Origin of the sequence: Bacillus amyloliquefaciens DSM 7 = ATCC 23350 (genome assembly GCF_000196735.1) — a bacterium.
Lineage (GTDB): Bacteria > Bacillota > Bacilli > Bacillales > Bacillaceae > Bacillus > Bacillus amyloliquefaciens.
The window spans coordinates 2387353-2411172 of the sequence record NC_014551.1; the positions used below are offsets into that span (position 1 = coordinate 2387353).

The 23820-nt window shown below is 46.8% G+C and carries 28 protein-coding genes; 2 read left to right on the top strand and 26 right to left on the bottom strand.

Annotated elements, in window-relative coordinates; translation table 11 throughout:
- Window positions 1-38 precede the first annotated feature (38 nt).
- From spoIVB to BAMF_RS32375, 25 genes are all read right to left on the bottom strand, one after another.
- Window positions 39-1319 carry a SpoIVB peptidase gene (gene spoIVB, locus BAMF_RS32255; RefSeq protein WP_013352826.1) on the bottom strand — a complete coding sequence of 427 codons (1281 nt, stop codon included), beginning with the start codon at window positions 1317-1319 and terminating at the stop codon, window positions 39-41.
- Between the two features lie 163 nt (window positions 1320-1482).
- Window positions 1483-3213 (bottom strand): DNA repair protein RecN, encoded by a 1731-nt coding sequence (recN, locus tag BAMF_RS32260; protein ID WP_013352827.1) that lies wholly within the window; start codon window positions 3211-3213, stop codon window positions 1483-1485.
- Between the two features lie 31 nt (window positions 3214-3244).
- On the bottom strand, window positions 3245-3694 hold the full coding sequence (gene ahrC / locus BAMF_RS32265) for a transcriptional regulator AhrC/ArgR (RefSeq protein WP_013352828.1): 450 nt from the start codon (window positions 3692-3694) through the stop codon (window positions 3245-3247).
- Between the two features lie 96 nt (window positions 3695-3790).
- Window positions 3791-4636, bottom strand: coding sequence for a TlyA family RNA methyltransferase (locus BAMF_RS32270; protein WP_013352829.1), 846 nt, complete (start codon window positions 4634-4636; stop codon window positions 3791-3793).
- On the bottom strand, window positions 4633-6534 hold the full coding sequence (gene dxs / locus BAMF_RS32275; protein WP_013352830.1) for a 1-deoxy-D-xylulose-5-phosphate synthase: 1902 nt from the start codon (window positions 6532-6534) through the stop codon (window positions 4633-4635). The genes BAMF_RS32270 and dxs overlap by 4 nt, the downstream gene beginning before the upstream one ends.
- Before the next feature lie 142 nt (window positions 6535-6676).
- The gene (locus BAMF_RS32280) at window positions 6677-7567 is read right to left on the bottom strand and encodes a polyprenyl synthetase family protein (protein ID WP_013352831.1); all 891 of its coding nucleotides are present in this window, start codon (window positions 7565-7567) and stop codon (window positions 6677-6679) included.
- Window positions 7557-7811, bottom strand: a complete 255-nt coding sequence (locus BAMF_RS32285) for an exodeoxyribonuclease VII small subunit (protein WP_013352832.1) — start codon at window positions 7809-7811, stop codon at window positions 7557-7559. The genes BAMF_RS32280 and BAMF_RS32285 overlap by 11 nt, the downstream gene beginning before the upstream one ends.
- Window positions 7811-9154 (bottom strand): exodeoxyribonuclease VII large subunit, encoded by a 1344-nt coding sequence (xseA, locus tag BAMF_RS32290; protein ID WP_014470653.1) that lies wholly within the window; start codon window positions 9152-9154, stop codon window positions 7811-7813. Before xseA ends, BAMF_RS32285 begins: the two co-directional genes overlap by 1 nt.
- A gap of 123 nt (window positions 9155-9277) precedes the next feature.
- Window positions 9278-10129 carry a bifunctional methylenetetrahydrofolate dehydrogenase/methenyltetrahydrofolate cyclohydrolase FolD gene (gene folD / locus BAMF_RS32295; RefSeq protein ID WP_013352834.1) on the bottom strand — a complete coding sequence of 284 codons (852 nt, stop codon included), beginning with the start codon at window positions 10127-10129 and terminating at the stop codon, window positions 9278-9280.
- A gap of 11 nt (window positions 10130-10140) precedes the next feature.
- Window positions 10141-10533 carry a transcription antitermination factor NusB gene (gene nusB / locus BAMF_RS32300; protein WP_003153163.1) on the bottom strand — a complete coding sequence of 131 codons (393 nt, stop codon included), beginning with the start codon at window positions 10531-10533 and terminating at the stop codon, window positions 10141-10143.
- Window positions 10534-10797: 264 nt separating this feature from the next.
- On the bottom strand, window positions 10798-11205 hold the full coding sequence (locus BAMF_RS32305; RefSeq protein WP_013352835.1) for an Asp23/Gls24 family envelope stress response protein: 408 nt from the start codon (window positions 11203-11205) through the stop codon (window positions 10798-10800).
- Window positions 11206-11226: 21 nt separating this feature from the next.
- Window positions 11227-12579, bottom strand: a complete 1353-nt coding sequence (gene accC / locus BAMF_RS32310; protein ID WP_013352836.1) for an acetyl-CoA carboxylase biotin carboxylase subunit — start codon at window positions 12577-12579, stop codon at window positions 11227-11229.
- Between the two features lie 14 nt (window positions 12580-12593).
- Window positions 12594-13073, bottom strand: coding sequence for an acetyl-CoA carboxylase biotin carboxyl carrier protein (gene accB / locus BAMF_RS32315; protein WP_013352837.1), 480 nt, complete (start codon window positions 13071-13073; stop codon window positions 12594-12596).
- Window positions 13074-13225: 152 nt separating this feature from the next.
- Window positions 13226-13891: a SpoIIIAH-like family protein gene (locus tag BAMF_RS32320; protein ID WP_013352838.1), complete on the bottom strand. Its 666-nt coding sequence runs from the start codon at window positions 13889-13891 to the stop codon at window positions 13226-13228.
- Window positions 13892-13894: 3 nt separating this feature from the next.
- The gene (spoIIIAG, locus tag BAMF_RS32325; RefSeq protein WP_014470655.1) at window positions 13895-14587 is read right to left on the bottom strand and encodes a stage III sporulation protein AG; all 693 of its coding nucleotides are present in this window, start codon (window positions 14585-14587) and stop codon (window positions 13895-13897) included.
- A complete protein-coding gene (spoIIIAF, locus tag BAMF_RS32330) occupies window positions 14580-15200 on the bottom strand; it encodes a stage III sporulation protein AF (protein WP_013352840.1) in 621 nt (206 codons plus the stop codon). Before spoIIIAF ends, spoIIIAG begins: the two co-directional genes overlap by 8 nt.
- A gap of 16 nt (window positions 15201-15216) precedes the next feature.
- Window positions 15217-16425, bottom strand: coding sequence for a stage III sporulation protein AE (gene spoIIIAE / locus BAMF_RS32335; protein ID WP_013352841.1), 1209 nt, complete (start codon window positions 16423-16425; stop codon window positions 15217-15219).
- 26 nt (window positions 16426-16451) lie between these two features.
- On the bottom strand, window positions 16452-16841 hold the full coding sequence (gene spoIIIAD, locus BAMF_RS32340; RefSeq protein WP_076982559.1) for a stage III sporulation protein AD: 390 nt from the start codon (window positions 16839-16841) through the stop codon (window positions 16452-16454).
- Between the two features lie 12 nt (window positions 16842-16853).
- Window positions 16854-17060, bottom strand: coding sequence for a stage III sporulation protein AC (spoIIIAC, locus tag BAMF_RS32345; RefSeq protein WP_003153142.1), 207 nt, complete (start codon window positions 17058-17060; stop codon window positions 16854-16856).
- Between the two features lie 22 nt (window positions 17061-17082).
- Window positions 17083-17598, bottom strand: a complete 516-nt coding sequence (gene spoIIIAB / locus BAMF_RS32350; protein ID WP_013352843.1) for a stage III sporulation protein SpoIIIAB — start codon at window positions 17596-17598, stop codon at window positions 17083-17085.
- Window positions 17592-18515, bottom strand: a complete 924-nt coding sequence (spoIIIAA, locus tag BAMF_RS32355) for a stage III sporulation protein AA (protein ID WP_013352844.1) — start codon at window positions 18513-18515, stop codon at window positions 17592-17594. The genes spoIIIAB and spoIIIAA overlap by 7 nt, the downstream gene beginning before the upstream one ends.
- 76 nt (window positions 18516-18591) lie before the next feature.
- Complete coding sequence (locus BAMF_RS32360; RefSeq protein ID WP_013352845.1) at window positions 18592-18873, bottom strand: YqhV family protein; 282 nt, start codon at window positions 18871-18873, stop codon at window positions 18592-18594.
- A gap of 147 nt (window positions 18874-19020) precedes the next feature.
- Complete coding sequence (gene efp, locus BAMF_RS32365; protein WP_013352846.1) at window positions 19021-19578, bottom strand: elongation factor P; 558 nt, start codon at window positions 19576-19578, stop codon at window positions 19021-19023.
- Between the two features lie 24 nt (window positions 19579-19602).
- Window positions 19603-20664 carry a M24 family metallopeptidase gene (locus BAMF_RS32370; RefSeq protein ID WP_013352847.1) on the bottom strand — a complete coding sequence of 354 codons (1062 nt, stop codon included), beginning with the start codon at window positions 20662-20664 and terminating at the stop codon, window positions 19603-19605.
- Between the two features lie 129 nt (window positions 20665-20793).
- A complete protein-coding gene (locus tag BAMF_RS32375) occupies window positions 20794-21324 on the bottom strand; it encodes a YqhR family membrane protein (protein WP_013352848.1) in 531 nt (176 codons plus the stop codon).
- A gap of 221 nt (window positions 21325-21545) precedes the next feature.
- On the opposite strand from BAMF_RS32375, the gene BAMF_RS32380 reads away from it, so the two are divergent.
- Both BAMF_RS32380 and BAMF_RS32385 read left to right on the top strand, forming a co-directional pair.
- Window positions 21546-22502 carry a DUF1385 domain-containing protein gene (locus tag BAMF_RS32380; protein ID WP_013352849.1) on the top strand — a complete coding sequence of 319 codons (957 nt, stop codon included), beginning with the start codon at window positions 21546-21548 and terminating at the stop codon, window positions 22500-22502.
- Window positions 22503-22538: 36 nt separating this feature from the next.
- Entirely contained in the window at window positions 22539-22934 is a 396-nt protein-coding gene (locus BAMF_RS32385; RefSeq protein WP_013352850.1) for an SA1362 family protein, read from the top strand.
- On the opposite strand, the gene BAMF_RS32390 is transcribed toward BAMF_RS32385, so the two are convergent.
- Window positions 22931-23806, bottom strand: a complete 876-nt coding sequence (locus BAMF_RS32390) for a patatin-like phospholipase family protein (protein ID WP_013352851.1) — start codon at window positions 23804-23806, stop codon at window positions 22931-22933. The genes BAMF_RS32385 and BAMF_RS32390 overlap by 4 nt on opposite strands.
- Window positions 23807-23820 lie beyond the last annotated feature (14 nt).

Here is a 23820-nt window from a genome sequence, read left to right on the forward strand (position 1 = left end):
AACGCATCAAATAAAAAAACTGCCGGATCATCCGGCAGTCAGCTTGCTTTATCTTTTCCGTAAACATCAACGCCCGCTTCAGAAAGCATCCATTCGATATGAACCCCGTAGCCGCTTGTCGGATCATTGACAAACACGTGGGTAACAGCTCCGACGACTTTCCCGTTCTGGATGATCGGGCTTCCGCTCATTCCCTGAACGATTCCGCCGGTTTTTTTCAGCAGTTTCGGATCGGTTACCTTTAATACCATACCCTTTGTCGCCGGGAATTTTTGCGGCGTGGTGCTGACGATTTCAATATCAAATTTCTCTACTTTATCGTTTTCAATAACCGTCAGCATTTGCGCCGATCCTTTTTTTACTTCATTTGACAAAGCAATCGGAAGCGCTTTGTCGGAAATATTGTTTTGAATCGGCTGATGCAGTTTCCCAAAGATGCCGAACGGACTGTTGCGGTTAATATCGCCGATCGTTTTCCGTTCTGACGAAAACCTTGCCAGTTTTTCGCCGGGATTGCCGCCTTTTCCTTTTTCAATGGAGGTTACAGTTGAATGGACGATTTCTCCGTCTTCTACAACAATCGGTTTTTTCGTATCCATATCAGAAATGACGTGGCCCAATGCGCCGTATTTTTTTGTTTTCGGTTCAAAAAATGTCATCGTGCCGATGCCGGCTGCCGAATCGCGGATATAAAGGCCGATTCGATATTTTCCTTCAGCTTCATCCTTTGTCGGAATCAGCTTTGTCTTGATTTTTTGCTTATCGCGTTTCACCAATAAATCCAATGATTCTCCGGTTGTGCCCGCTTTTTGAATAAACGGGGCGATATCGCTCATTTTTTCAATTTTATGTCCGTTCATTTTAATAATGATGTCGCCAGATTCAATTCCCGCTTGTTCTCCCGGAGACTTTTTTCCATCCTTTGTCATCACCTGATGAAAGCCGACGACCAAAACACCGACTGAATGCAGTTTTACACCGATGGACTGTCCGCCCGGAATGACCTTTAATTCAGGAAGCACACGCACTTTCGTTTTTTTAATGGGAAATCCGGCAAGATCATATACTACTTCTGACCGGCCTTGTTTTTGCCCTGTTATGTTTGCATGACCATGCTCTTCTTTCAGCGTAAAGGCTTCTGATAATTCGCCCTTTTCAGCGCTTATTGATGCATTGACCGGAACGGCTTGTGTCTGTTTTTCAAAGACGCTCATTTGCGACGGTATCAGTAAATATTCTTTAAACGGCTTAAAAAAGCCTACACTTAGTAAAGAAACAAGGAGAATTACACCTATTGCTTTCCTCATGTTATCGTGCATTCATTCCTTCACTCTCCTCGCTCCTATCCCACACCACTTTCTTTTTCTGCTACATCTATACTTTTGCCTTCCTGCGCTTGATTTATAACCGGCATACGAAGAAAAACATTGGATACACTGTTAGAGAAATGGAACAAAAAAATAAGCTGCCTGTATCAGCAGCTTATCCTGTCGTTTTTACCTGTCCGGCCTGTTTTAAAAGCTCTTTTGCATGCCGTTTTGTCAGATCTGTCACTTCGACGCCCGCAATCATGCGGCCGATTTCCGCTACCTTGTCCTGCTGGGAAAGCGGCGTGACATGCGTCGTCGTCCGGCCGTCTTTTAATTCTTTCGCGATCAAAAGGTGCGTGTCCGCCATGGCGGCAACCTGCGGGAGATGTGTAATGCAGAGCACCTGTGAACCGGTAGATACTTTATGGATTTTTTCCGCGATGGCCTGCGCAACCCGCCCGCTTACACCGGTGTCCACTTCGTCAAAGATGATGGAAGTGACATCCTGCTGAGAAGAAAAAATACTCTTTATCGCCAGCATCACCCTTGAAAGTTCGCCGCCGGACGCAACCTTTGACAGCGGCTTGAGAGGCTCACCGGTATTTGTTGAAATTAAAAATTTCACAAGGTCAATGCCCTTTTGGGTAAGCTGCACGGGCTGGCCGTTGACAACTGGCGCTTCATCGGCTGACGGATCGGTTTTCACAAGAAATTCCGTATCAAACGTAGATTTGCCCATATACAGACTTTTTAATTCCTGATGAATCGCTTCAGCCAGTTTTTTGGCCCATGCTTTTCTGATTTTTGATAAGTTGGCGGCTTCTACGGCCACATCTTTGCCCACGGACTCCAGTTCCTTCTTCAGCGTTTCAAGGTGGCTGTCACGGTTCTCGATTTGATCAATTTCCTCTTCTATCTTTGAGCCGTATTCCAGAATATCTTCTACCGTCGCTCCGTATTTGCGCTTCAGCTGTTTAATCTCGTTTAAACGGGTTTCAATAAAATTCAGCCGTTCCGGATCATATTCCAGATCATCTAACAAATTGCGCATCTGAAAGGTTGCATCTTCCAGCAGATAATAGGAACTTGACACAGTTTCGGACAGCTTTTGCAGCGGTTCATTGATATCCGAAATGTCTTCAAGCTGGGCAGAAGCCATTCCGACCCAGTCGAGACCCCCCTGCTCACTGCGGAGCGCATTATAGGCGTTTTGCAATGATTCATAAATTTTCTCAAAGTTGGATATTTGCTTCCGTTCTTCCTGAAGAAGCTCGTCTTCATTCAATTCAAGCTTAGCCGATTCGATTTCTTCAAGCTGAAATTGGATCAGATCTAACCGATGCGCCATTTCCTGCTCGCTCTCTGACAGCTTCTTCACTTTTTTGAGCAGCTTCATATAACGGTCATAGCCTTCACGGTAAGCCTGAAGCGCTGATTCGGCCTCAGCGCCCGCAAATTTATCTAAAAGCTCTAAATGCTTGTCGTCCTCCATTAACAGCTGGTTATCATGCTGTCCGTGAATATCTAATAAAAGTCTGCCGATCTCCCTTAAAGCCGCGATCGTTACTAATTTTCCGTTGACACGGCAGACGCTTTTTCCTCCGGCATTGATGTCCCTTCTCATGACAATCATGTCGTCAGATGCGTCTATTCCCTGCTCACGGCACACCTCAAAAACGGGATGGCCGCTGTCTAAAAGAAACAGTCCTTCAAGCTCGGCCTTTGTTTCACCGTAACGGACAAATTCAGACGACCCGCGGCCGCCGACTAACAGGGAAACGGCGTCTATAATAATTGACTTGCCGGCTCCTGTTTCTCCCGTCAGGACGGTGAGCCCCCGTTCAAACGAGATCGTCAGTTCCTCTATAATGGCAAAGTTTTTTATTGATAGTTCAGCTAACAAACAGCATTCCACCTTTTATCTGATAATTACGCTACAGCAGCTCCAAAAGACGGCTTTGAACGCCTTCCGTATCTTCAGGCGTCCTGCAGATGATCAAAATTGTGTCATCTCCGCAAATCGTGCCCATGATTTCCTCCCATTCGAGATTATCCATCAAAGCACCGATTGCCTGAGCATTCCCCGGCATCGTCTTTAATACGATCATATGGCTTGCTGAGTCAATTTTTACGAACGCATCCATTAATGAACGCTTCAGTTTTGACAGCGGGTTGAACCGCTGATCCGCCGGCAGGCTGTATTTGTAGGAGCCGTTATTCGTAGGCACCTTTACGAGATGCAGCTCTTTAATGTCTCTGGAAACAGTCGCCTGGGTTACCTTATACCCTTCTTCTCTCAGCATGTCAACTAAGTCATCCTGCGTTTCAATCTCCTGGCTTGTAATAAGCTCTCTGATTTTTATATGCCTTTGGCCTTTTGTCATGTAAGCACCTCTGTTTTCAAGCTGTTCTTGTCATTATGTTAACCGCTTCTTGATAAAAAGTACATGATGGCAGAAAAAAGGAATAATAGCCCCCTATTATTCCGGTACATCTGTCTTTTTGGCTTTTAATGTCTCATGTGCTTCGCGGACGGTACGGAGAATGTCTTCTTCCGGCAGTTCAGTGCCGTTTCCGTCTTCTCCCTCCCAGTTCAGATGAAGCAGAAACTCAATATTGCCGTCTCCCCCTGTAATCGGTGAGAAGGACAGTCCTTTCACTGCATATCCTTCAGAGGCGGCAAATTGATTCATACGGCGGAGAACGTCAGCATGAACGCCGGGATCTCTGACAATGCCTTTTTTTCCGACTGATTCCCGTCCGGCTTCAAATTGCGGCTTCACCAGAGCGATACAATCGCTTCCCGGTACAAGCAGCGTTTTTAAAACCGGCAGAATGAGGCGGAGTGAGATGAAAGACACATCGATCGTCGCAAATTCCGGCAAACCCTCTGTGAAATCAGAAGGCTCGGAATAGCGGAAATTCGTCCGTTCCATTACGACGACCCTCTCGTCCTGCCTCAGCTTCCAAGCAAGCTGATTATAGCCGACATCTACTGCGTATGACCGCTCGGCGCCGTTTTGGAGGGCGCAATCTGTAAATCCTCCTGTCGACGAGCCGATGTCAATCATCGTTTTGCCTGTTACTGAGACAGGGAACACCTCAAGAGCTTTTTCAAGCTTTAATCCGCCCCTGCTGACGTATTTAAGAGGGTTTCCTTTTACCGTTAACGGAAGATCCCGGGCGATTTTTTCACCCGGCTTGTCCAATCGGTTTTCATTTGAGTACACGATCCCCGCCATAATGGCGCGTTTCGCTTTTTCCCGCGTCTCCGCAAGTCCTTTTTCTACAAGAAGTACATCTAATCGTTCTTTTTTTGCTGTCATGATCCAATTCCTTTATGTGTCTTCGGCGGCATCAGCAGTTTAATCCGGTTCATAACCTCAGCCTTCGTGAGACCGATTTCTTCAAGCAGGGCGGTTACGCTTCCGTGCTCAATAAACCGGTCAGGGATGCCCATTCTGTCAATCGGCGTATGATACATGCCGAGGTCATGAGCGAATTCAAGAATCGTGCTTCCGAATCCGCCTTCAAGCACGGCTTCTTCAATCGTTAAAATCGGAAGACCTTCATTAAGAATCGCCTTCATCATTTGTTTATCAATCGGTTTTATGAACCGCGCATTGACGACACGCACGGACAGGCCTTCTTTTTGCAGTTCTTCAGCTGCTTCAAGCGCCATCTCAATCGTTGTTCCGAATGTTAAAATAACCGCGTCTTTTCCGGGACGGAGCACTTCCCATGTTCCGATCGGAATGCTTTTCAGCTCTTTATCCATCTTTACGCCGAGTCCGTTTCCGCGCGGGAAGCGCATCGCAATCGGACCTTCTTCATAGCTAAGGGCTGTATTGACCATATGGCGGCCTTCATTTTCATCTTTCGGCATCATCAAAACGAGGTTTGGTATATGACGCAAAAAGGCAATATCAAAGACGCCTTGATGCGTCTCCCCGTCAGCACCGACCAAACCGGCCCGGTCAATGCCGATAAATACATTCGCGTTTTGACGGCAGATGTCATGGACGACCTGATCGTAGGCCCGCTGCAAAAAGGTCGAATAAATCGCAAGAAACGGCTTCATGCCCTGAAGCGCCATTCCCGCGGCCATTGTCGCCGCATGCTGTTCTGCGATTCCGACGTCAAACATGCGCTCAGGAAATTCTTTCGCAAACCCTTCCAGCTTAGAGCCGACAGGCATGGCCGGTGTAATCGCGACAATTCTGTCATCCTCACGCGCCAGCTCCTGCACGGTGCCGCTGACAAGCCCGCTCCATGAAGGCGCCGCGGCTTTCGGTTTGACGAAATCGCCCGTATTGATTTTGTACGGACCCGTCCCGTGCCATGTGCCGATCGTGTCGGTTTCAGCCGGTTTATAGCCTTTGCCCTTTTTCGTGATGACATGTAAAAGGACAGGACCTTTCGTTTTTTTGGCGTATTGCAGGTTTTCAATCAGTTCGTGATAGGAATGACCGTCAACCGGGCCTAAATACGTAAAGCCCAGCTCTTCAAAAAACATGCCTGACACAAGCATATATTTTAAGCTGTCTTTTATCCGTTCCGCTGTGGCGGCCAATTTTCCGCCGACGGCCGGGATGCGCTTAAATAAATATTCAAGCTCGTCTTTTACCCATTGGTATTTGCCGGCCGTGCGAAGCCTGCCCAGCATAGAATGAATCGCCCCGACATTCGGCGCAATGCTCATCTCATTATCATTCAGGATGACGATCATGTCTTTTTTCTCATCGCCGATATGGTTCAGCGCTTCAAGCGCCATTCCTCCGGTTAAAGCCCCGTCTCCGATAATCGGGATGATATATTCTTTCGTCCCTTTAATATCACGGGCGGCAGCCATTCCCATCGCCCCTGAGAGCGATGTTGAGCTGTGGCCTGTTTCCCATACGTCGTGTTCGCTTTCGCTGCGTTTCGGGAAACCGCAAAGCCCTTTATATTGGCGCAAGGTTTCAAACTCCTTGCCGCGTCCGGTTAACAGTTTGTGAACATAGGACTGATGTCCGACATCCCATAAAAATTTATCCTTCGGACTGTCAAATTCTTTGTGAAGCGCAATTGTCAGCTCGACAACCCCGAGGTTCGGCCCGATATGGCCCCCTGAGGCAGACAGCGATGTAATGAGAAAATTGCGGATCTCCTCACTCAGCTCTTCCAGCTGTTCAATTGACATCTTTTTAAGAAATGACGGGTCCTGTATTGATAAAAGATCCAAAGCGGATCAACTCACTTTCAGCATGAATTTCTGCAAATTAAACAGTGTCTTTTTGAAAAAAGAAAAAGACTCTCCTTGTATTTTCATCGAAACTGCTTACATTTTACCATAGGAGCGGCAGCCCCTTCAAATCGGGATCGTTTTAATGATCTCTTGCCGCAATTAAGTCGCAGAGATCATGCAGCAATTCTTTCTCAAGAGAAAGGCCGCTTACGATCTGTTTCGCCTCGCTGATATGATGCGCAAGCTTCTCTTTCGCGCCTTCGAGCGTTAAAAGCGACGGATACGTTGACTTTTCATTCGTCGTGTCTGAACCGACCGGTTTGCCGATCTTCTCCTCATGACCTTCGATATCAAGGATGTCGTCTCTGATTTGAAACCCGATGCCGATATGGCTGCTGAACAAGCGCAGCTTCTCGATTTCATCCTCCGGCGCATCTGCCAAAATGGCGCCCGCCGTCACGGAAAAACCGAGGAGCTTGGCCGTTTTCCGCTCATGAATGGATTCCAGCTCTTTCAGCGTTACCTGCTTTTGCTCCGCTTCCATGTCGGCAGCCTGTCCTCCGACCATCCCTTCCGTTCCTGCCGCGCTGATCAGTTCATCGACGAGACGGAGCCGTTTCTCAGCTGAAACCTCCTCAGACACGTGAGATGTGATCAATTTAAAGCTTTCTGTCAGAAGCCCGTCGCCGGCAAGTACGGCTGCCGCTTCTCCGAAGACTTTATGATTTGTCGGCTTCCCCCGGCGCAAATCATCATCGTCCATGCAAGGAAGATCATCATGGATTAAGGAATACGTATGAATCATTTCGACAGCGCATCCGACCGGAATCCCGTCTTTTTCATCTTTTCCGTAAGCATTCAAAACGGCCAAAACAACGAGAGGGCGCAGCCTTTTCCCGCCCGCTTCCAAAGAATACAGCATGGATTTTTTGAGGGATTCGGGCATGTCCAGCCGTTCTGTATACAAAGAAAGCTGCTGTTCAATCATTTGTTTGCGTGATGCTAAAAATGCGTCCAGTTTATTTGTCACCTTCGTCTTCCTCCTGAACGCTGAAAGGTGCAAGTTCTCCGTTATCTTTTAGAATAAAGTCCATTTGTTTTTCGACATGCTGAAGCTTTTCATGGCACATTTTTGAAAGGGCCATCCCTTCCTGAAAATAGTTAATCGCCTGCTCCAGCGGCACGTCGCCTTCTTCAAGCTTTGCCACAATGCCTTCAAGGCCTTTCATCGCCTCTTCAAATGTCAGCTCTTCACTTTTTTTGGTTTCTTTCATTATCGTTCGCCTCTCTTTTGCAATACTTCACACGTCAGAACGCCGTCTGTCATCTTTACTTCAAGCGTGTCATTTTGTTCTACTTGATCAACGCTTTTGATCAGCTCTTTGTCTTTATAGGCCAGACTGTATCCTCTCTCCATAACTTGAAGGGGACTTAATGCATTCAGTTTACCAAGAACCGTCTGAAACTGCGAATGAAGCTGCTTCAGCTGGACATTCATGCTCCGCTCCAGCTGATTTGAGCGCTCTTCGTACCGTTTTTTTGCCTGTTTCAGCTGGTTTTCTGGGTGAAGGGCCGTTAATCTGTACGTATTCCGCTCCAGCTGCCTTTGCTTCCGGTCCGTAAGCCCTGTAAGCTGTGATTGGAACTGCTGATACAAAAGATCAAACTGCTGTTCTTTTTGAGTATACAATCGTTTCGGAAAACGGAATGCGTAGGATGACTGGAGCGCTTGCACCCGTTCTTTTTTCTTGCTGATATGCTGCTGCATCGCTCTTGTCAGACGGACTTCCGCCGTTTTTGTCCGTTCCATTAAGTCCGTCGTGTGGGGAACGGCGATTTCTGCCGCTCCCGTCGGTGTTGCAGCCCGGATATCTGCGACAAAATCACTGATTGTAAAATCTGTTTCGTGTCCGACGGCCGAAATAACCGGAATGGCGGAAGCAAAGATCGCCCGGGCTACGATTTCTTCGTTAAATGCCCACAATTCTTCTATCGAGCCCCCTCCCCTTCCGACGATCAGGACGTCGCACATCTTTTGTGCATTGGCTTCTTCAATGCGCTTTACAATCGATCTGCTGGCATTCTCGCCCTGAACGAGCGCGGGAAGGACAATGACTTTCACCAAGGGGTATCTTCTTTTGAGTGTGGTAATGACATCTCTGACGGCCGCTCCCGTCGGTGACGTGACAACCCCGATCGTGGCTGGAAAAGCGGGGATGGCCTGCTTATGCCGGTCATCAAACAACCCTTCGCCGGCAAGTTTTTTCTTTAATTCTTCATATGCTAAATAAAGCGCACCCACACCGTCCGGCTGCATTTCTTTTGCGTATAGCTGATAGCTTCCGCTCGGTTCATAGACGGAAATGCCGCCTCTTACGATGACCTTCATTCCGTCCTCGGGCTTAAACGCAAGCCTTGAACTTTGTCTTTGAAACATGACGGCCTGCATGCGGGCATGTTCGTCTTTTAATGTAAAATAGATGTGGCCTCTCGTATGGATTTTAACGTTGGACAGCTCACCCTTAATCCAAATGTCTTCAAGATGAGGGTCCACATCAAATTTTCGTTTAATATATTTGGTCAGTGCGGAAACCGTGACATATGCCGCTTCACTCACATCCTGCACTCCTTTCATAAAGGCTTTTTGCCCTAAACTAAGAAAACCCGCTCTGGCTGAAAGGAGCCTTAAGAAGCGGGTATCGTGCTCATTGTCACACTTTTTGTGACTGTCTCCGGTTATCTATGATAACGTACGTCTGGCAGATTTAACAGTATTATGCGCAAGCATTGTGATGGTCATCGGACCTACTCCGCCCGGCACCGGCGTAATGAAAGATGCTTTTTCTTTCGCTTCATCAAACTGAACGTCTCCGCAGAGTTTTCCGCTTTCAAGACGGTTGACGCCGACATCGATGACAATGGCGCCCTCTTTAATTTGATCGGCTTTGATAAAGTTCGCTTTACCGACCGCAACCACAAGAATATCTGCTTTTTTCGTATGCTCAGACATATTTTTTGTACGGGAATGGCAATATGTGACGGTCGCATTTTCGTTCAGCAGCAGCTGGCCGACCGGTTTACCGACAATATTGCTTCGTCCGACTACAACAACTTCTTTGCCGGAAAGATCTACGTTCGTCTTTTTCAATAACTCGACAATTCCGTGCGGCGTGCATGGAAGAAATGTATCTTCGCCAAGCAGCATTTTCCCGACGTTGAGAGGGTGGAAACCGTCAACATCCTTATCAGGGGAGATCCGCTCGATTACGGCTTTTTCAGAAATATGATCCGGCAGCGGCAGCTGGACGAGAATGCCGTGGAATTCCGGATTTTGATTGTACTGATCAATCACTTTTAAAAGCTCCGCCTCGGTTAAGCTTGAGTCAAAACGGTCAAGCTTAAACTTCATTCCCATTGTTTCTGCGGCTTTTTTCTTGCCTGTCACATAGGAAACAGAAGCGGGATCGTCGCCGATTAAAATGACCGCCAAGCCCGGCACTACGCCTTGTGCTTTCAGCTCTTCTACTTCTTTTGCCAATTGTTCGCGTTTTTCTTTAGCCGTTTCTTTTCCGTCGATGATTGTTGCAGTCATTTTCTTTCCTCCTACGATTCGATATCAGTTTTAATGTTAGAAAGAACCCCGTTTACGAATTTTGCAGCTTTATCGTCGCCGAACCGTTTTGCCAGCTCGATTGCTTCGTTTAATGACACGTTAGCAGGAATGTCGTCAGTATAAACCATTTCATACACCGCCAGACGCAGGATCGCGCGGTCTACGTTTGCAATCCGGTCAAGCTTCCAATTGACAAGATGGCCGGAAATCATTTCATCAAGCTGTACCTGATGTTCGATCACTCCGTACACCAGCTGTTCAAAGAAGGCATCTGTTTTCTCACCATCAAGCGCGTGCTCAATGGCCTCGTTCGGTGCAATATCGCTGACATCAATCTGAAAAAGTGCCTGCAAAGCTTTTTCTCTAGCTGTTCTTCTTTTCATTTTCTTTCTCCTTCAGATCCGCTTTATCCGCTTGTCGTTAAGCTTAAAGAGATCATAACATATTTTTTTCCCAATCGCATGTCGAAATTTAGGTTTTTTCACCCTAATGCCGAATATTTTTACAAACCCTTTTGATTTCATTCGGATTTCACAGCATGAAGAAACTCGGCTGCCGTTTGTAAGCCGGCTTTCTTCATGCCTGAAATGAAGGGAAACGTATAAAAAACCAAAGGGCTGCCCATCCCCTTGGTTTTTATACGCTCATTACATTTCTTCGTCGATTTCGACTTCTTGGGCCTTCGTGTCAAATTGAATGCCGACGATATGAATATTGATTTCATTAATGGTCAGAGACGTCATGTTTAATAAAGTTTGGCGGATATTCTCCTGAACGCTTGCTGCCACTTTCGGGATCGAAACCCCGAATTGAACGACGCAATAGACGTCGATAGTAATCCCGTCATCGGCTAAATCGACCTTTACGCCTTTGCCGTGATTGATTTTGCCGAAACGTTCTACGACGCCCGTGGCGAAATTGCCGCGCATTTCAGCAATTCCTTCAACCTCGGAAGCGGCGATGCCGGCAATGACTTCAATGACCTCAGGAGCAATTTCAACCTTGCCTAAATGAGACTCATCATGATCCATTTTAAGCACACTGTTGTCTTCCATTCAATTCACCTCCCGCAAAAATTATGAGCCCATTACATCATATGTTTCTAAAAACTTTGTATTAAACTCTCCGCTGACAAATGTTTCGTGTTCAAGCAGTTTCAGATGGAACGGAATCGTTGTTTCAATACCTTCGATCACGAATTCGCTCAGCGCGCGTTTCATCCGTGCGACCGCCTCATCACGTGTTGTTCCGTATGTGATGACTTTGGCAATCATACTGTCATAGTACGGCGGGATCGAATAGCCCGGATATGCGGCTGAATCCACACGCACGCCGAGTCCGCCCGGCGGCAGGTACATGTTAATTTTACCAGGTGAAGGCATGAAGTTTTTCGCAGGATTTTCAGCGTTGATACGGCATTCAATCGCCCAGCCGTTAAATTCTACGTCTTCCTGTCTGAGCGAGAGCTCCTGTCCGGATGCCACTTTGATCTGTTCTTTGATCAGATCGGTTCCCGTCACCATTTCAGTGACAGGGTGCTCCACTTGAATACGCGTGTTCATCTCCATGAAGTAGTAGCGCTGCTCTCTGTAGTCATAAATGAACTCTACAGTGCCCGCTCCCGTGTAACCGACGGCCTTCGCTGCTTTTACCGCTGCTTCGCCCATCTGCTCCCTGATTTCAGAATCAAGCGCAGGTGACGGCGACTCTTCAAGAAGTTTTTGCAGACGTCTTTGGATAGAACAGTCACGCTCTCCAAGATGGATCGTGTTTCCGTAATTATCCGCAAGCACCTGAATTTCAACATGGCGGAAATCTTCTATGTACTTCTCGATGTACACACCCGGATTTCCGAATGCCGTAGCGGCTTCCTGCTGGGTGATTTCAATGCCTTTAATCATTTCTTCTTCTGTGCGCGCGACCCGGATGCCTTTTCCGCCTCCGCCCGCAGTGGCTTTTATAATGACAGGATACCCAATTTCACGTGCAAGTGAAACCGCTTCTTCCGTATTTTTTATAATTCCTTTTGAACCGGGCACAATCGGCACGCCCGCCAGTTGCATCGTCTCACGGGCGATATCTTTTGTCCCCATTTTTGAAATGGCGTCTGCCGTAGGGCCGACAAACGTCACGTTTACTTCCTCGCACAGCTCGGCAAAGTCGGCGTTTTCAGCTAAAAATCCGTATCCCGGATGAATCGCATCCGTGCCGGTCAGCTTTGCGACGCTGACGATATTCGTTACGTTTAAATAGCTTTCTTTTGATGTTTTCGGCCCGATACAAAAAGCCTCATCGGCCATTTGGACATGCAGGGCGTCTTTATCTGCCTCAGAATAAACGGCTACAGTTTCAATGCCAAGCTCCTTGCAGGCCCGGATGATTCTGACGGCAATTTCTCCTCGGTTGGCGATCAATAGCTTTTTAATCATAATAGCAGGTCTCCTTACTCAGCTTTTACAAGAAATAGAGGTTGTCCGTATTCGACCAGCTGGCCGTTTTCAACTAACACTTCAACGATTTCTCCTTTTACTTCCGCTTCAATCTCGTTAAAGAGTTTCATTGCTTCCACGATACAAACCACTGTATTTTCGCTCACTTTTGATCCTTGATTTACGTAAGGGCCGGCTTCAGGCGATGAAGAAGCATAAAACGTTCCGACCATCGGAGACGTAATTTTGTGAAGGTTTTCGTCTTGTTTCGGCGCTTCCTGAACAGGAGCGGCTTCACCCGCTTCCGGTTTTGCAGCCTGCGGAGCAGGTGCGAAAGCAGCAGGAACAGCTTGAGCTTGTCCCGTTACATTCACGGCCGGCGCTTCATTTTTTTTCAGCTTCAGGCTTACGCCTTCAATTTCGTAAACAAATTCATCAATGGATGATTCATCGATTCTTTTTATCAGTTCATGAATTTCGTTGATTTTTAACATCAGTTCCACTCCTATGTATGAAAAATAGAAATTTATGGGTTGCTACTAAAAGTACATACTATGTTTATCTTACAGGAGCGGTTGTGTAAATTCAACACTGATCTAAAATGACATCAGAAAAGCCCGCAGCGGGTGCGGGCTTTTCAGGCCTATTATTTTGTCGGTTCAAACGTCACGGCGACGTCTTTCATATTCTTAATTTCTTTTTGCACCAGGTCAATGATGGCGGAAGCTTTTGCGTTTGAATGTTTGTCAGACATGACCGTAATGTTGATTTTGTCTCCTTCAGCATCCACGAGCGCATCTTTGTAGCCTTGTGTTTTAATGAGTGTTTCCAGCTGTTTTTCTGTCCCTTCAGCATTACTGAGCGCCGTCATTTTATCGTAGGCTTCGCTTTTTTCCTTTGCTGTCGCATCATCGCTTGAAACAATGCTGTTTAACTGTTCCCGTTCTTTGCTTCTCGCGTCTTCAAGTTCCATGCGGTATGTGGTAAATAAATTTTCGTCAGCTGTTTCTGTGGCGACCGATCCGTCTTTGTCGGACGCTTCTGCTGATGTTTCTTTATCCTCTTTTGCGCCTTTAGAATCTTTAGTGTCTTTCGTGCCTTTTGTTCCGTCTTCTTTTTCTGTGCCGCCTTCGGTCTTTTCTTTCGTTTCAGGAGCAGGAGCCGGCGTTTTTTCTGTGGCGATTTCTCCGCTATTTTTTTCGCTTTTCATCTGCACGGCATTTTTGCTTTCCGGCGACGTAATATAATAAACACTTAATACCACGACGAGACTGAGCATTGTTAAAAGCCAAACCGTTTGTTTTTTCAGCATAATTTATGAATCCTCCTTGATTTTTTTAGGGGCAACCGCTACACGGTAGCTCGGAACATCAAGCACCCTTGTGACGGCATCAATGATGGTTTTTTTTATTTGAACGTTGTCCACTCCCTGAGCGACAACGAGTACACCGCGGATATCAGGCTTTTTCGTCTGAACGACGACCGGGGTTTCCTGGTCCCCGTTTCGGATCATGACAATTTGTTCTTCAGAGGTTTGATCGGTTACGCTTCTTTTGCCGCCTTCTTTATCGGTTTCTTCAGTAGTGGTGTCTTTTTTCGTTTTATTTTTTTCAAACACTTTTAACGATGTCGCGTCTACGTTTACGACAATCGATACATCCTCCACGCCGATAATCGTTTCAAGGATTTCTTTCAGCTGGTTTTCATAATCTCTCTCGTAATCATCGATCGTGTTTTTGGCGCTGCTGTCTTTTGACGCCTTAAAAACGGGTGCGCTTTTTTGCCCGCTCTTGTCTTCCGTTTGGCCGGACATGACAGTCTGCGCCGTTTGGTCCTTCCCGGTTTTCTCAGGTGAAGAGAACATCTGGCTGACCAGCATAAAAGATACCCCGAGCACAAACACGAACAGAAAGTAATGATATTTTGTCAGTTTTGGTTTTTCTCCGTCTTTCGCCTGTCCGATCATCAGCTGTTTTTTGAGTATGTTCCATAGTCCGTTTTTATTCATGGCCGTTTTTCTCCCCGCCTTCCATATAAACCGTAATTTTCTCACTGCCGATTTCCCATATATCCGCAAGTTTTTCTTTGATGTGTGCAGCCTCCTTTTTGTCGGCTGCGCCTTCCGGTTCGTATTTGCGGTCTGTGCGGATGTCGATCGGTGCGACGGTTTGCACGGTTTTTTCAGAAGATGGGGCCATATACACGCTGATCGTTTTTACATCTTCTTCTGAACGAACCTGTTCTTCCGCTGTAAGGCGGATGTCATCTATTTTGTATTCGTCATGACTGAACATCTCCTCCGCTTTCTTTTTTAGTTGGACAGCCATTTCTTCTAAAACATATGCGCGGTTTGATGCTTGTATTTCTTTTTTTTCTGATTTGATTTGATTTTTTATGTCAGCGGATTGAAATTGCTCTTGTTTTGTCAAATAATCGAAGATGATTTCCGGGTCTGTTTTGAAAAGTTTGAATATCGGGTTGAGCATGACAATGATTAACAGCAGGCTGACAACCATCTTTGCGTATTTTTGCATACTGGAGCTGGGCAGCAGCATGTCGATGACGATGGCAAATAAGATAAACAAAATAATGCTTGTCAGCCATTCTGTTAAAAAGCTCATATCTAATGGGCCTCCTTTATTTCATCATCATGGTGAGGTTGCCTGCTGTAATAATGACTGTAATGCTAAGGAAAAACATGAGTGAGACGATGGCGAGCGCCGCGAAAATATACAGCACGCTTCTGCTGATGACGCCGAGACACGTAATGACGGGCCCGCCTCCGAGCGGCTGCAAAATGGCGGCCGCGAGCTTATAAATAAAAGCGAGAGAGAGCACTTTAATTGCCGGAAACGCGGAGATGCAGATTAAAATTCCGACACCGAGGATTCCCACAGTGTTTTTTAATAGGAGTGAGGCGCTGATTACCGTATCGGTCGCATCCGTAAACATCCGGCCGAGCACGGGAATAAAATTGCCCGTTATAAATTTTGCAGTCCTGAGCGTAATCCCGTCCGTCACGGCAGCCGAAGCTCCCTGTACGGAGATGACGCCGAGAAATACGGTGAGGAATACGGCAAGCGCGCCGATCGCGATATTTCTGAGCAGATTGGCAAGCTGCGTGACTTTGTATTGATCCGTCATCGTGCTGACGATGCTTAAAATCGCTGACAGAAAGATCAGCGGCATGACGATGTTTTGAATGAGAAGGCCACTCGTATTCATCAGGAATAATATAACGGGGTGAAAAAAAGCAGCGGAGACGGCTCCCCCGGAAGAAGCCAAAAGCGCGAGCAGAAGCGGGATCAGCGCGAGAATGAAGCTGGTCATCGTCTGAATCGCTTCACTGGCATAATTGACGGCAACATGAAAGCTGTTTAAAGCGAGAATAATCAGCACCATATAAACGATCGCATACGCCACTTTGCTGACGGTGCTCTGCTGAAATGCATTTTGCAGAAGCTGCAGAATGACACAAAAAATGGTGAGAAGGATCAAAGTTCCCAGAAGTTTTCCGTTTGCGAGCACTTCATGAAACAGGTAGGAAAATAAGGCCTTCAGCCACGCCTCCGGCGAGAACGTTTTTTCTCCGTTAATAAAGTCGATGATGCTTCCCTTTTGGCTTTCAGGAAGAAGACCGCCGTATTCTGTCATAATATCGTCCCAAAACTTTCCGATACCTTCTGTTTTCAGCGCTTCGGCCTGCTTTTTCGCCACTTCATCAGCCGATTCTTGATGAATTGCGGTTTCCCGCGCCGCACCGTCCGTTCCGGCAGCTTGTACACATTCAGTCTGAAAAAATAAGAGGATAAACAAAAAAGCCCCCGCCCACCGAAAGCGCTTCATTTTTTGTGCCCCCTTTCCATTTATGATCAAGAAGGAATAAGTCCGAGAATCGTTTCAATAATAACAGTCAGTATCGGCACAGCCATCACCAGAATCAAAATCTTCCCGGCCAGCTCTATTTTCGAAGCAATCGCTCCCTGGCCCGCATCTTTTGTAAGCTGCGCTCCGAATTCAGCGATGTAGGCAATGCCGATAATTTTTAAAATGGTTTCCACATAGACCATATTGACGTTTGCATTGACGGCTATTTTTTCTATCATTCTGATAATGTCATAAATCTGGTCAACGAGATAAAGAAAGATCACGCAGCCGCTGAAGACGACAATCATAAACGCGAAAGTCGGTTTCTGTTCTTTTACGATCAGGGAGAGAAATGTGGCGATCAGGCCTAAACCTACAATTTGAACAATCTCAATCTGTAAGCCCCCCTATCCTTGGAATAGAAACACAGCTTTAATCTTTTTAAACAGGTCATCGACAATCGTCGCCACCATAAATAAAATATAGATAAAGCCAAGCAGCGTCACCCATTGGGCATATTCTTTTTTCCCCATTTGGTCCAGTATGGTATGCAGAAACGCAACCACGATACCGACTCCGGCGATTTGAAAAATGACATTTACGTCGACTCCCATTTTATGTTTGCTCCCCTCATGTTTACATCAATAGAAGAATGAGTAACAGTCCGGCTAAAAATCCTAAACTTTTCACCATTTTTTCATTTTTCGCCTGCGCCCGTCCGGCATCCGCTTCCGCCGCTTCCAAATGTGTAAGCGCAAGCTTGATATGTTTCTGCTGAGAAACCCGGTCATGAAGCCCGAGCGTCTCTCCGAATTGCTTCAGCACATCATATTCGCTTTTTTTCATCGCCATGGAAGGCCAGTTATGCTTCAGGCTCTGTTCCCAGGCCGTTTTGGCGGAATCGCTTCCCTGTTCAAGCCTTTGGCTGAAAGCTTGAAACAATAGTGACACAGGTTTGGAAAGCTGTCTGGCGATGTGTCCCGAGGCGGTGTGCAGCGGCGTATGTCCGTACATAATTTCCGCTTCAAGCGATTGCAGCGCCGCACGCAGCTGACGGATCTGCCTCGGCCTTTCAATATAGATTTTGGCGATCTCAAATCCCGTCCATGTCGTCGCCGTCAGAATGAACACGGCCCCCAAAAGCTTCAGCATGTCATCACGCTTTCAGCATGCGGCAGCTGCTCCCCGTCCTTTCCGTACATCCTGCTGATCGTGCCGGGACCGCGGCGCCTTGACAGTTCAACATACCGGTCAAACACTTTTTCCTCCCAAAGCATTTTCAGCGACGGTCTTTTCACCAAATCTTTCATATTCCATCCGTGCGCAGATACGATAACCGATACACCCGCATGGAGCGCTTCCATCAGCGCTTCAGAGTCTTCTATTCTCCCGATCTCATCCACGATCATGACATCAGGACTCATAGAGCGGATCATCATCATCAGCCCTTCTGCCTTCGGACAGGCATCAAGGACATCAACTCTGCGGCCGAAACTGTGCTGGGGAATGCCCCGCAGGCAGCCGGCAATTTCCGACCGCTCATCAATGATACCGGTCTTTTTCGCCGGAATGCGTTTCGATCCGGTGCTGGAAAGCCGGGCCAAATCACGAAGCAAGGTCGTTTTTCCTGTTTGCGGAGGGCCGATGATGAGTGTGTTCAGCCAGTTTTCTTTCCATAAGAAAGGAATAAGCGGTTCTGCGATTCCAAGCTTCTCCCGGGCGATTCGAATATTAAAAGACGTAATATCCCGGAGCCCTTTGACGGCTCCGTTTTCGACGATGACTCTTCCGGCCAGCCCCACCCGATGGCCTCCTCTGATTGTGATATATCCTTTTTTCAGCTCTTCTTCCAGCGTGTACATACTGTAATTGCTGAGCCGGCTGAGGATCAGCTGTGCGTCGCCGGCCGTACAGATATATGACAAAAACAAAGGTTGTCCTTTCCGGATCAGTTCAACCGGCCTGTCGACCCGTATCCTGATTTCTTCTGTATCCCGCCATGTTTCTTCTGGTACGGCGGAGATGGCATGTCTCAATAATTCAGGGAGAACCTCTGTAATTTCATTCAATAGAGTCTCCTCCTTTTTTACCGATTGGCTTCTTTAAAATGTATGATCCGGGACAGACTTTATGACACCCGGGCCTCTATTTATGCACACCCGCTAAAATCAGCACCACCCCCGCAAAAATCAAAATCAATTTAGCATATGAGAGCTGTCCGGCAATCTGATAAATGCCGATCGTCATCGTAATGATAAAAATCAGCGGACCGACGATCGCCAAAATACTATTAACCACAACCGCTTTTCTGATGTCGTTTGTGATAATCATAATAATGGCGGCCGATAATTCAATGAGAGAGGACAAAACTCGTAAACCGGCCATCGTTAAAACAGTAGAATTGATTGAACCAAACAAGAATTTCATTGCAATCCCCCAACTTCAAGCATTTTGTTACACTATATGCTCTAGCTGACGGAAGTAGTCTCACTATTTTCATATAGAAGAAAGATTCTGTTTTAAAACGCAAAAAAAGCCTGCCCCGTAAAAGGAGCAGACTCCGAATTCCTTTGACTACGCTCTTGACACGTAAGAGCCGTCTGATGTATTTACAACAAGCGTATCGCCTTCGTTCACGAAGAACGGTACGTTTACGACAAGACCTGTTTCCGTTTTGGCAGGTTTTGTGCCGCCTGACGCCGTATCGCCTTTAATTCCCGGCTCTGTTTCAACAACTTTCAGTTCAACTGTGTTCGGCAGTTCAATACCGAGCGTTTCAGATTGATACATCATGATGTGTACAGACATATTTTCCAGAAGATATTTTAATTCTTCTTCGATTTGGTTTGCATTCAATTCAAGCTGTTCATACGAGCTTGTATCCATGAACACGTGCTGATCTCCGTTGGCATAAAGATACTGCATCGTTTTTGTTTCGATTTGCGCTTTCGCCACTTTTTCACCCGCACGGAATGTTTTCTCCTGAATAGCGCCCGTACGCAGATTACGCAATTTAGAACGGACAAATGCCGCTCCTTTTCCCGGCTTTACGTGCTGGAAGTCAACGACGCGCCAAATGCCGCCGTCTACTTCAATCGTTAGTCCTGTACGAAAATCGTTAACTGAAATCATGTTTGATGTCCTCCTATATTCCAATCACAAAATAATTAATTCTTTAGGGGAATGCGTAATTGTCCGGTTGCCGTCCTCAGTGATGATGATATCATCTTCGATTCTGACGCCCCCAACTTCCGGTATGTATATGCCCGGCTCAACCGTTACCGCCATGCCCGGCTCAAGAACGGCCGATGACCTGAAAGACAGTCCCGGGGATTCATGGACTTCCATTCCGAACCCGTGTCCTGTTGAATGGCCGAAATACTGTCCGTAGCCTTTTGCGGTGATGTGATCCCTCGTCAGGGCATCCGCTTCTTTTCCCGTCATGCCGGGTTTAATATGCGAAACACCGAGCGCCTGGGCATCGTATACGACCTGATAAATTTCTTTCAGTTTATCACTTGGCTCTCCGACCGCGACGGTGCGTGTGATATCAGAACAATAGCCTTTATAATAAGCGCCGAAATCGAGCGTGACCAAGTCTCCCTTTTCAATCAATTTGCCGCTTGCCACTCCGTGCGGAAGGCTGGATCTGACTCCTGAGGCGACGATCATATCAAAGGAAGAGCCATCTGCTCCTTGACGTCTCATATAAAATTCAAGCTCGTTTGCGACTGAAATCTCTGAGATGCCAGGTTTGATAAACGTCAGAATATGTTCAAACGCATCATCCGCAATCTTCGCAGCTTCCTCTAATATCTTAATCTCTTCACTTGACTTAATCAAGCGCAACTTTTCAACGGAATCCGCGACGGGAACCATCTCCGCTTCTTGCAGCACCGCTTGGTAGGATGCATATGTTCCGTACGTCAGGCTGTTTTGTTCGAAGCCGAGTTTTTTAATGCCGTACTCAAGAATCGTGTCCGCAGCCGTTTGGATTAAGCTTCCGCCGTGCTCGATAATTTCAAAGCCCTTCACTTGCGCCTTCGCCTGCTCGGTGTAACGGAAATCCGTAATAAATGCCGCACGTTCTTTCGATATGACCGCCAAGCCTGACGAACCCGTAAATCCCGTCATATACTGCAGATTGGCGGAGCTTGTCACCAAGATTCCGTCTATATCGAGCTGACCGAAAAGATTTCGCAATTTCTCAAGTTTCATTCCCTTTCTCCTCCTCGCCGATTCTTGACTGCCGCCTGACACCGGGAGCATCCCCGCCCGGTTTTCAGCATAAAAAATGTTCACTTCTCGTGAACATTTTACCATACCGGACAGGGATTATACACTTATTCACTTGTTGCCGAGCGCCCTGGCAAGCTTGTCTGACGTAAGTTCATTGTAGGCGAAGGAAATCGAGTAGCCGACAAACAAACCATACAGAATATAAAGGCAAAGCGTCGTCACGATTGTATCTGATTTCAATTCAGTGACAGACTTCACATCTTGGAAAATCGGATTGAATAAGAAAAAAACCGCGCACCATAAAATGACGCCGTACACCATCCCCGGCCACATGGTTTTAAAACGCTTCAGGCAGACGAAATAAATAAAAGCTCCGGCAATCGAAATTAACCCGATGACAACGATGCTGACCATCGTGCCGAGCCATTGTTTTTTCCATTCTCCGATCATAAACGGCTGAAGAATCATGTTGGGGCTGATCTCTGAAAAATGAAAGAGATACCCGAGATAGCCGATCAAACTCCAAAATACACCCCCGGCAAATCCGATACCGCAAATTCTGCCGGTAAATGATACAGGCTGCTGATCTTCATCCTGCTTGTTTTTTTCTTCCTGTTCTGAATGTTTTTCGCTGGTCATCATGGCACCTCCAGTCATAGAATGCCCCAAAATTGAAAAGTCATAAAAAGTTCCGCCATATTTTCAATCAATGAGTAAAATCTTAGAAAACAGGGTATACTGCTTGTAGAAAAAGCATTGATTTTCCGGCTGTCTAACTAGAGGTTTACCGCTGTTTCCTGTACAATAGAGTGAAAGGAAATGGTTAGTAAATCCTAAGAAAACAGGCAGGTTGATAAACAATGTCCACACAAAAAACGCCGCCCGCATACGGCGGTCAGGCTGTCGTTGAAGGGGTAATGTTCGGCGGCAGAAAAAATTATGTTACCGCCATCCGCAGGAATGACGGAAGCATTGATTTTTTTAAGCTTCCGAGAGTGCCGAATTCCAAGCTTTCGGCTTTAAAGAAGATTCCTTTTTTGCGGGGAATCATCGCAATTATTGAGGCAAGCGCCAACGGCACAAAACATTTAAACTTTTCCAGCGAACGTTACGGGCTTGATCCTCAGGATGACGCCAAGCTGGAACAGGAAGATAAGAAGGGTTCGGGCTTATCAATGTTTTTCAGCCTGGCGGTGATCGGCGTTCTATCGTTTTTGTTCAGCAAATTCGTTTTTACGCTCGTCCCGGTCTTTTTAGCGGAGCTTGTAAGGCCCGTTTTTTCCTCAGACGCCGCGCAGATCGGAATAGAAAGCGTGTTTAAGCTTATCCTGCTTCTCGGCTACATTTATTTTTTATCAATGACGCCGTTAATTAAAAGAGTGTTTCAATATCATGGAGCCGAACATAAGGTCATAAACTGTTATGAACAGAATTTGCCAATTACAATAAAAAATGTTCAGAAACAGTCACGGCTTCATTACCGTTGCGGTTCAAGCTTTATCTTATTTACGATCATTGTCGGCATGTTCGTCTATTTACTCGTTCCGACAGATCCGCTTTGGGTGCGGATTTTAGACAGGATTGCGCTTATACCCGTCGTCCTCGGCATCTCCTTTGAAGTGCTCCAGCTGACGAACAAGGTGCGGAATATCCCTGTTTTGAAGGTGCTCGGTTATCCCGGCCTGTGGCTGCAGCTTTTAACGACAAAGGAACCGGAAGATGACCAGGTCGAGGTTGCCATAGAAAGCTTTAACGAGCTTCTCAGACTGGAAGACATTTCAGAACAGAGCGAAAAGCCGTCTGACAACGTAATCTGAACCGTTACCTGTTATTATTTTCGGAGGTGGGCAGTTATGAATCATCGTGTACAACCTTTTTTTGCTGTATTAATAGCGCTTGGTGCATTTGGTTTCATTTATGCGGCGGTAACAAACCCCGGGCAGATGATCTCAAGAGCGATTACCGTCATTATCGCAGGCGTCATCATTTATTTTATCGTGAGATCGGTTCTGAACCGCCGCGCCGGCCGTGACGGAACCGCTTTCAAAAAAGCGGCCAAACAATCGCGGCTCCGAATGAAGGAGCAAAAAGCGAAGCATCGCGCCGCTCACAGAGGGCGGGTCAGCCATTTGCGGAGCGTGCCGAGCAGCAGCAGACCGAAGCCGATGATTCTTAAGAAAAAAAGCCAGACCCAGCTTACCGTCATAGAAGGTAAAAAGAATAAAAAGAAAAACAGAGCGCTTTTTTAATAGCTCCATTGCTTCAAAAATTGCTCTGTTCTGCTTTTTCCTAGCTCAATGAGAGCTAGTTTTTTTTGCGGTGTGAGATGAAACTCCGTCGCCATCACATTTTCCACCGGAATAAAAATAATATTCTGTTCGTACTTCGTCGCGATATGCCTGGCATCATGAGCGTCTTTCATCGTTTCAAACAAAGCGCCGAACAGCTCAAAAGCGTTGCGGATTGAGTTTTTCGGGCGCTCTTTTTCGTTAGGCGAAAGCGAAATTCCGATGACCGGCCGCCTGCGCTCTTTGGAAAACAGCCAAATCGGGAAATTGCTTAGCACGCCGCCGTCAACGACCGTTGAGGTGCCTTTATCAGTCTTCAGTTTAATCGGCTCAAAAAAATAAGGGATGCTGCAGCTCATTCTGACAGCTCTGGCAACTGGGAACATCTCCGGATTTAATCCGTAGCGGGGAAGGTCGTCAGGAAGCACGATCATCGTTCCGTTCGTCAGATCTGAAGCGATCAGACGGAGCGATCCTTTTTTCATATCGCCGAACGCGATGATGCCCTTCGCTTTTAATTTATCCGCAATCCATTTTTCCAGCGTATCGCCTTTGTATAATCCAAGGCGCCAATATATCGACACCCACTGCAGGATATTCAGCGGGAGGAAGGAATATCTCTGATCAAGCAATTGTCTTCCGTCCACCTCATCTATGATGGAATGAACCTCTCTGCTCGTGTAGCCCGCAGCGATAAATGCGGCAATAATCGCGCCGGCGCTTGTTCCGGCGAGTCTTTCAAAACAATAGCCCTTTTCTTCAAGCGCTTCATACGCGCCGGCAAGCGCCACCCCTTTTATCCCCCCGCCCGAAAATACGCCGTCAATCTGCATACGCGCCCTCTCCC

Bases quoted from the DNA above. Each gene is read 5' to 3' on its own strand.
- spoIVB (WP_013352826.1), bottom strand. From the start codon at position 1,319: ATGCACGATAACATGAGGAAAGCAATAGGTGTAATTCTCCTTGTTTCT.
- spoIIIAE (WP_013352841.1), bottom strand. From the start codon at position 16,425: ATGAAGCGCTTTCGGTGGGCGGGGGCTTTTTTGTTTATCCTCTTATTT.
- BAMF_RS32305 (WP_013352835.1), bottom strand. From the start codon at position 11,205: ATGGAAGACAACAGTGTGCTTAAAATGGATCATGATGAGTCTCATTTA.
- spoIIIAC (WP_003153142.1), bottom strand. From the start codon at position 17,060: ATGGGAGTCGACGTAAATGTCATTTTTCAAATCGCCGGAGTCGGTATC.
- BAMF_RS32370 (WP_013352847.1), bottom strand. From the start codon at position 20,664: ATGAAACTTGAGAAATTGCGAAATCTTTTCGGTCAGCTCGATATAGAC.
- ahrC (WP_013352828.1), bottom strand. From the start codon at position 3,694: ATGACAAAAGGCCAAAGGCATATAAAAATCAGAGAGCTTATTACAAGC.
- accC (WP_013352836.1), bottom strand. From the start codon at position 12,579: ATGATTAAAAAGCTATTGATCGCCAACCGAGGAGAAATTGCCGTCAGA.
- efp (WP_013352846.1), bottom strand. From the start codon at position 19,578: ATGATTTCAGTTAACGATTTTCGTACAGGACTAACGATTGAAGTAGAC.
- nusB (WP_003153163.1), bottom strand. From the start codon at position 10,533: ATGAAAAGAAGAACAGCTAGAGAAAAAGCTTTGCAGGCACTTTTTCAG.
- accB (WP_013352837.1), bottom strand. From the start codon at position 13,073: ATGTTAAAAATCAACGAAATTCATGAACTGATAAAAAGAATCGATGAA.
- BAMF_RS32380 (WP_013352849.1), top strand. From the start codon at position 21,546: ATGTCCACACAAAAAACGCCGCCCGCATACGGCGGTCAGGCTGTCGTT.
- BAMF_RS32285 (WP_013352832.1), bottom strand. From the start codon at position 7,811: ATGAAAGAAACCAAAAAAAGTGAAGAGCTGACATTTGAAGAGGCGATG.
- BAMF_RS32270 (WP_013352829.1), bottom strand. From the start codon at position 4,636: ATGACAGCAAAAAAAGAACGATTAGATGTACTTCTTGTAGAAAAAGGA.
- BAMF_RS32375 (WP_013352848.1), bottom strand. From the start codon at position 21,324: ATGACCAGCGAAAAACATTCAGAACAGGAAGAAAAAAACAAGCAGGAT.
- spoIIIAF (WP_013352840.1), bottom strand. From the start codon at position 15,200: ATGAGCTTTTTAACAGAATGGCTGACAAGCATTATTTTGTTTATCTTA.
- BAMF_RS32385 (WP_013352850.1), top strand. From the start codon at position 22,539: ATGAATCATCGTGTACAACCTTTTTTTGCTGTATTAATAGCGCTTGGT.
- BAMF_RS32320 (WP_013352838.1), bottom strand. From the start codon at position 13,891: ATGCTGAAAAAACAAACGGTTTGGCTTTTAACAATGCTCAGTCTCGTC.
- spoIIIAG (WP_014470655.1), bottom strand. From the start codon at position 14,587: ATGAATAAAAACGGACTATGGAACATACTCAAAAAACAGCTGATGATC.
- spoIIIAB (WP_013352843.1), bottom strand. From the start codon at position 17,598: ATGCTGAAGCTTTTGGGGGCCGTGTTCATTCTGACGGCGACGACATGG.
- BAMF_RS32360 (WP_013352845.1), bottom strand. From the start codon at position 18,873: ATGAAATTCTTGTTTGGTTCAATCAATTCTACTGTTTTAACGATGGCC.
- folD (WP_013352834.1), bottom strand. From the start codon at position 10,129: ATGACTGCAACAATCATCGACGGAAAAGAAACGGCTAAAGAAAAACGC.
- BAMF_RS32390 (WP_013352851.1), bottom strand. From the start codon at position 23,806: ATGCAGATTGACGGCGTATTTTCGGGCGGGGGGATAAAAGGGGTGGCG.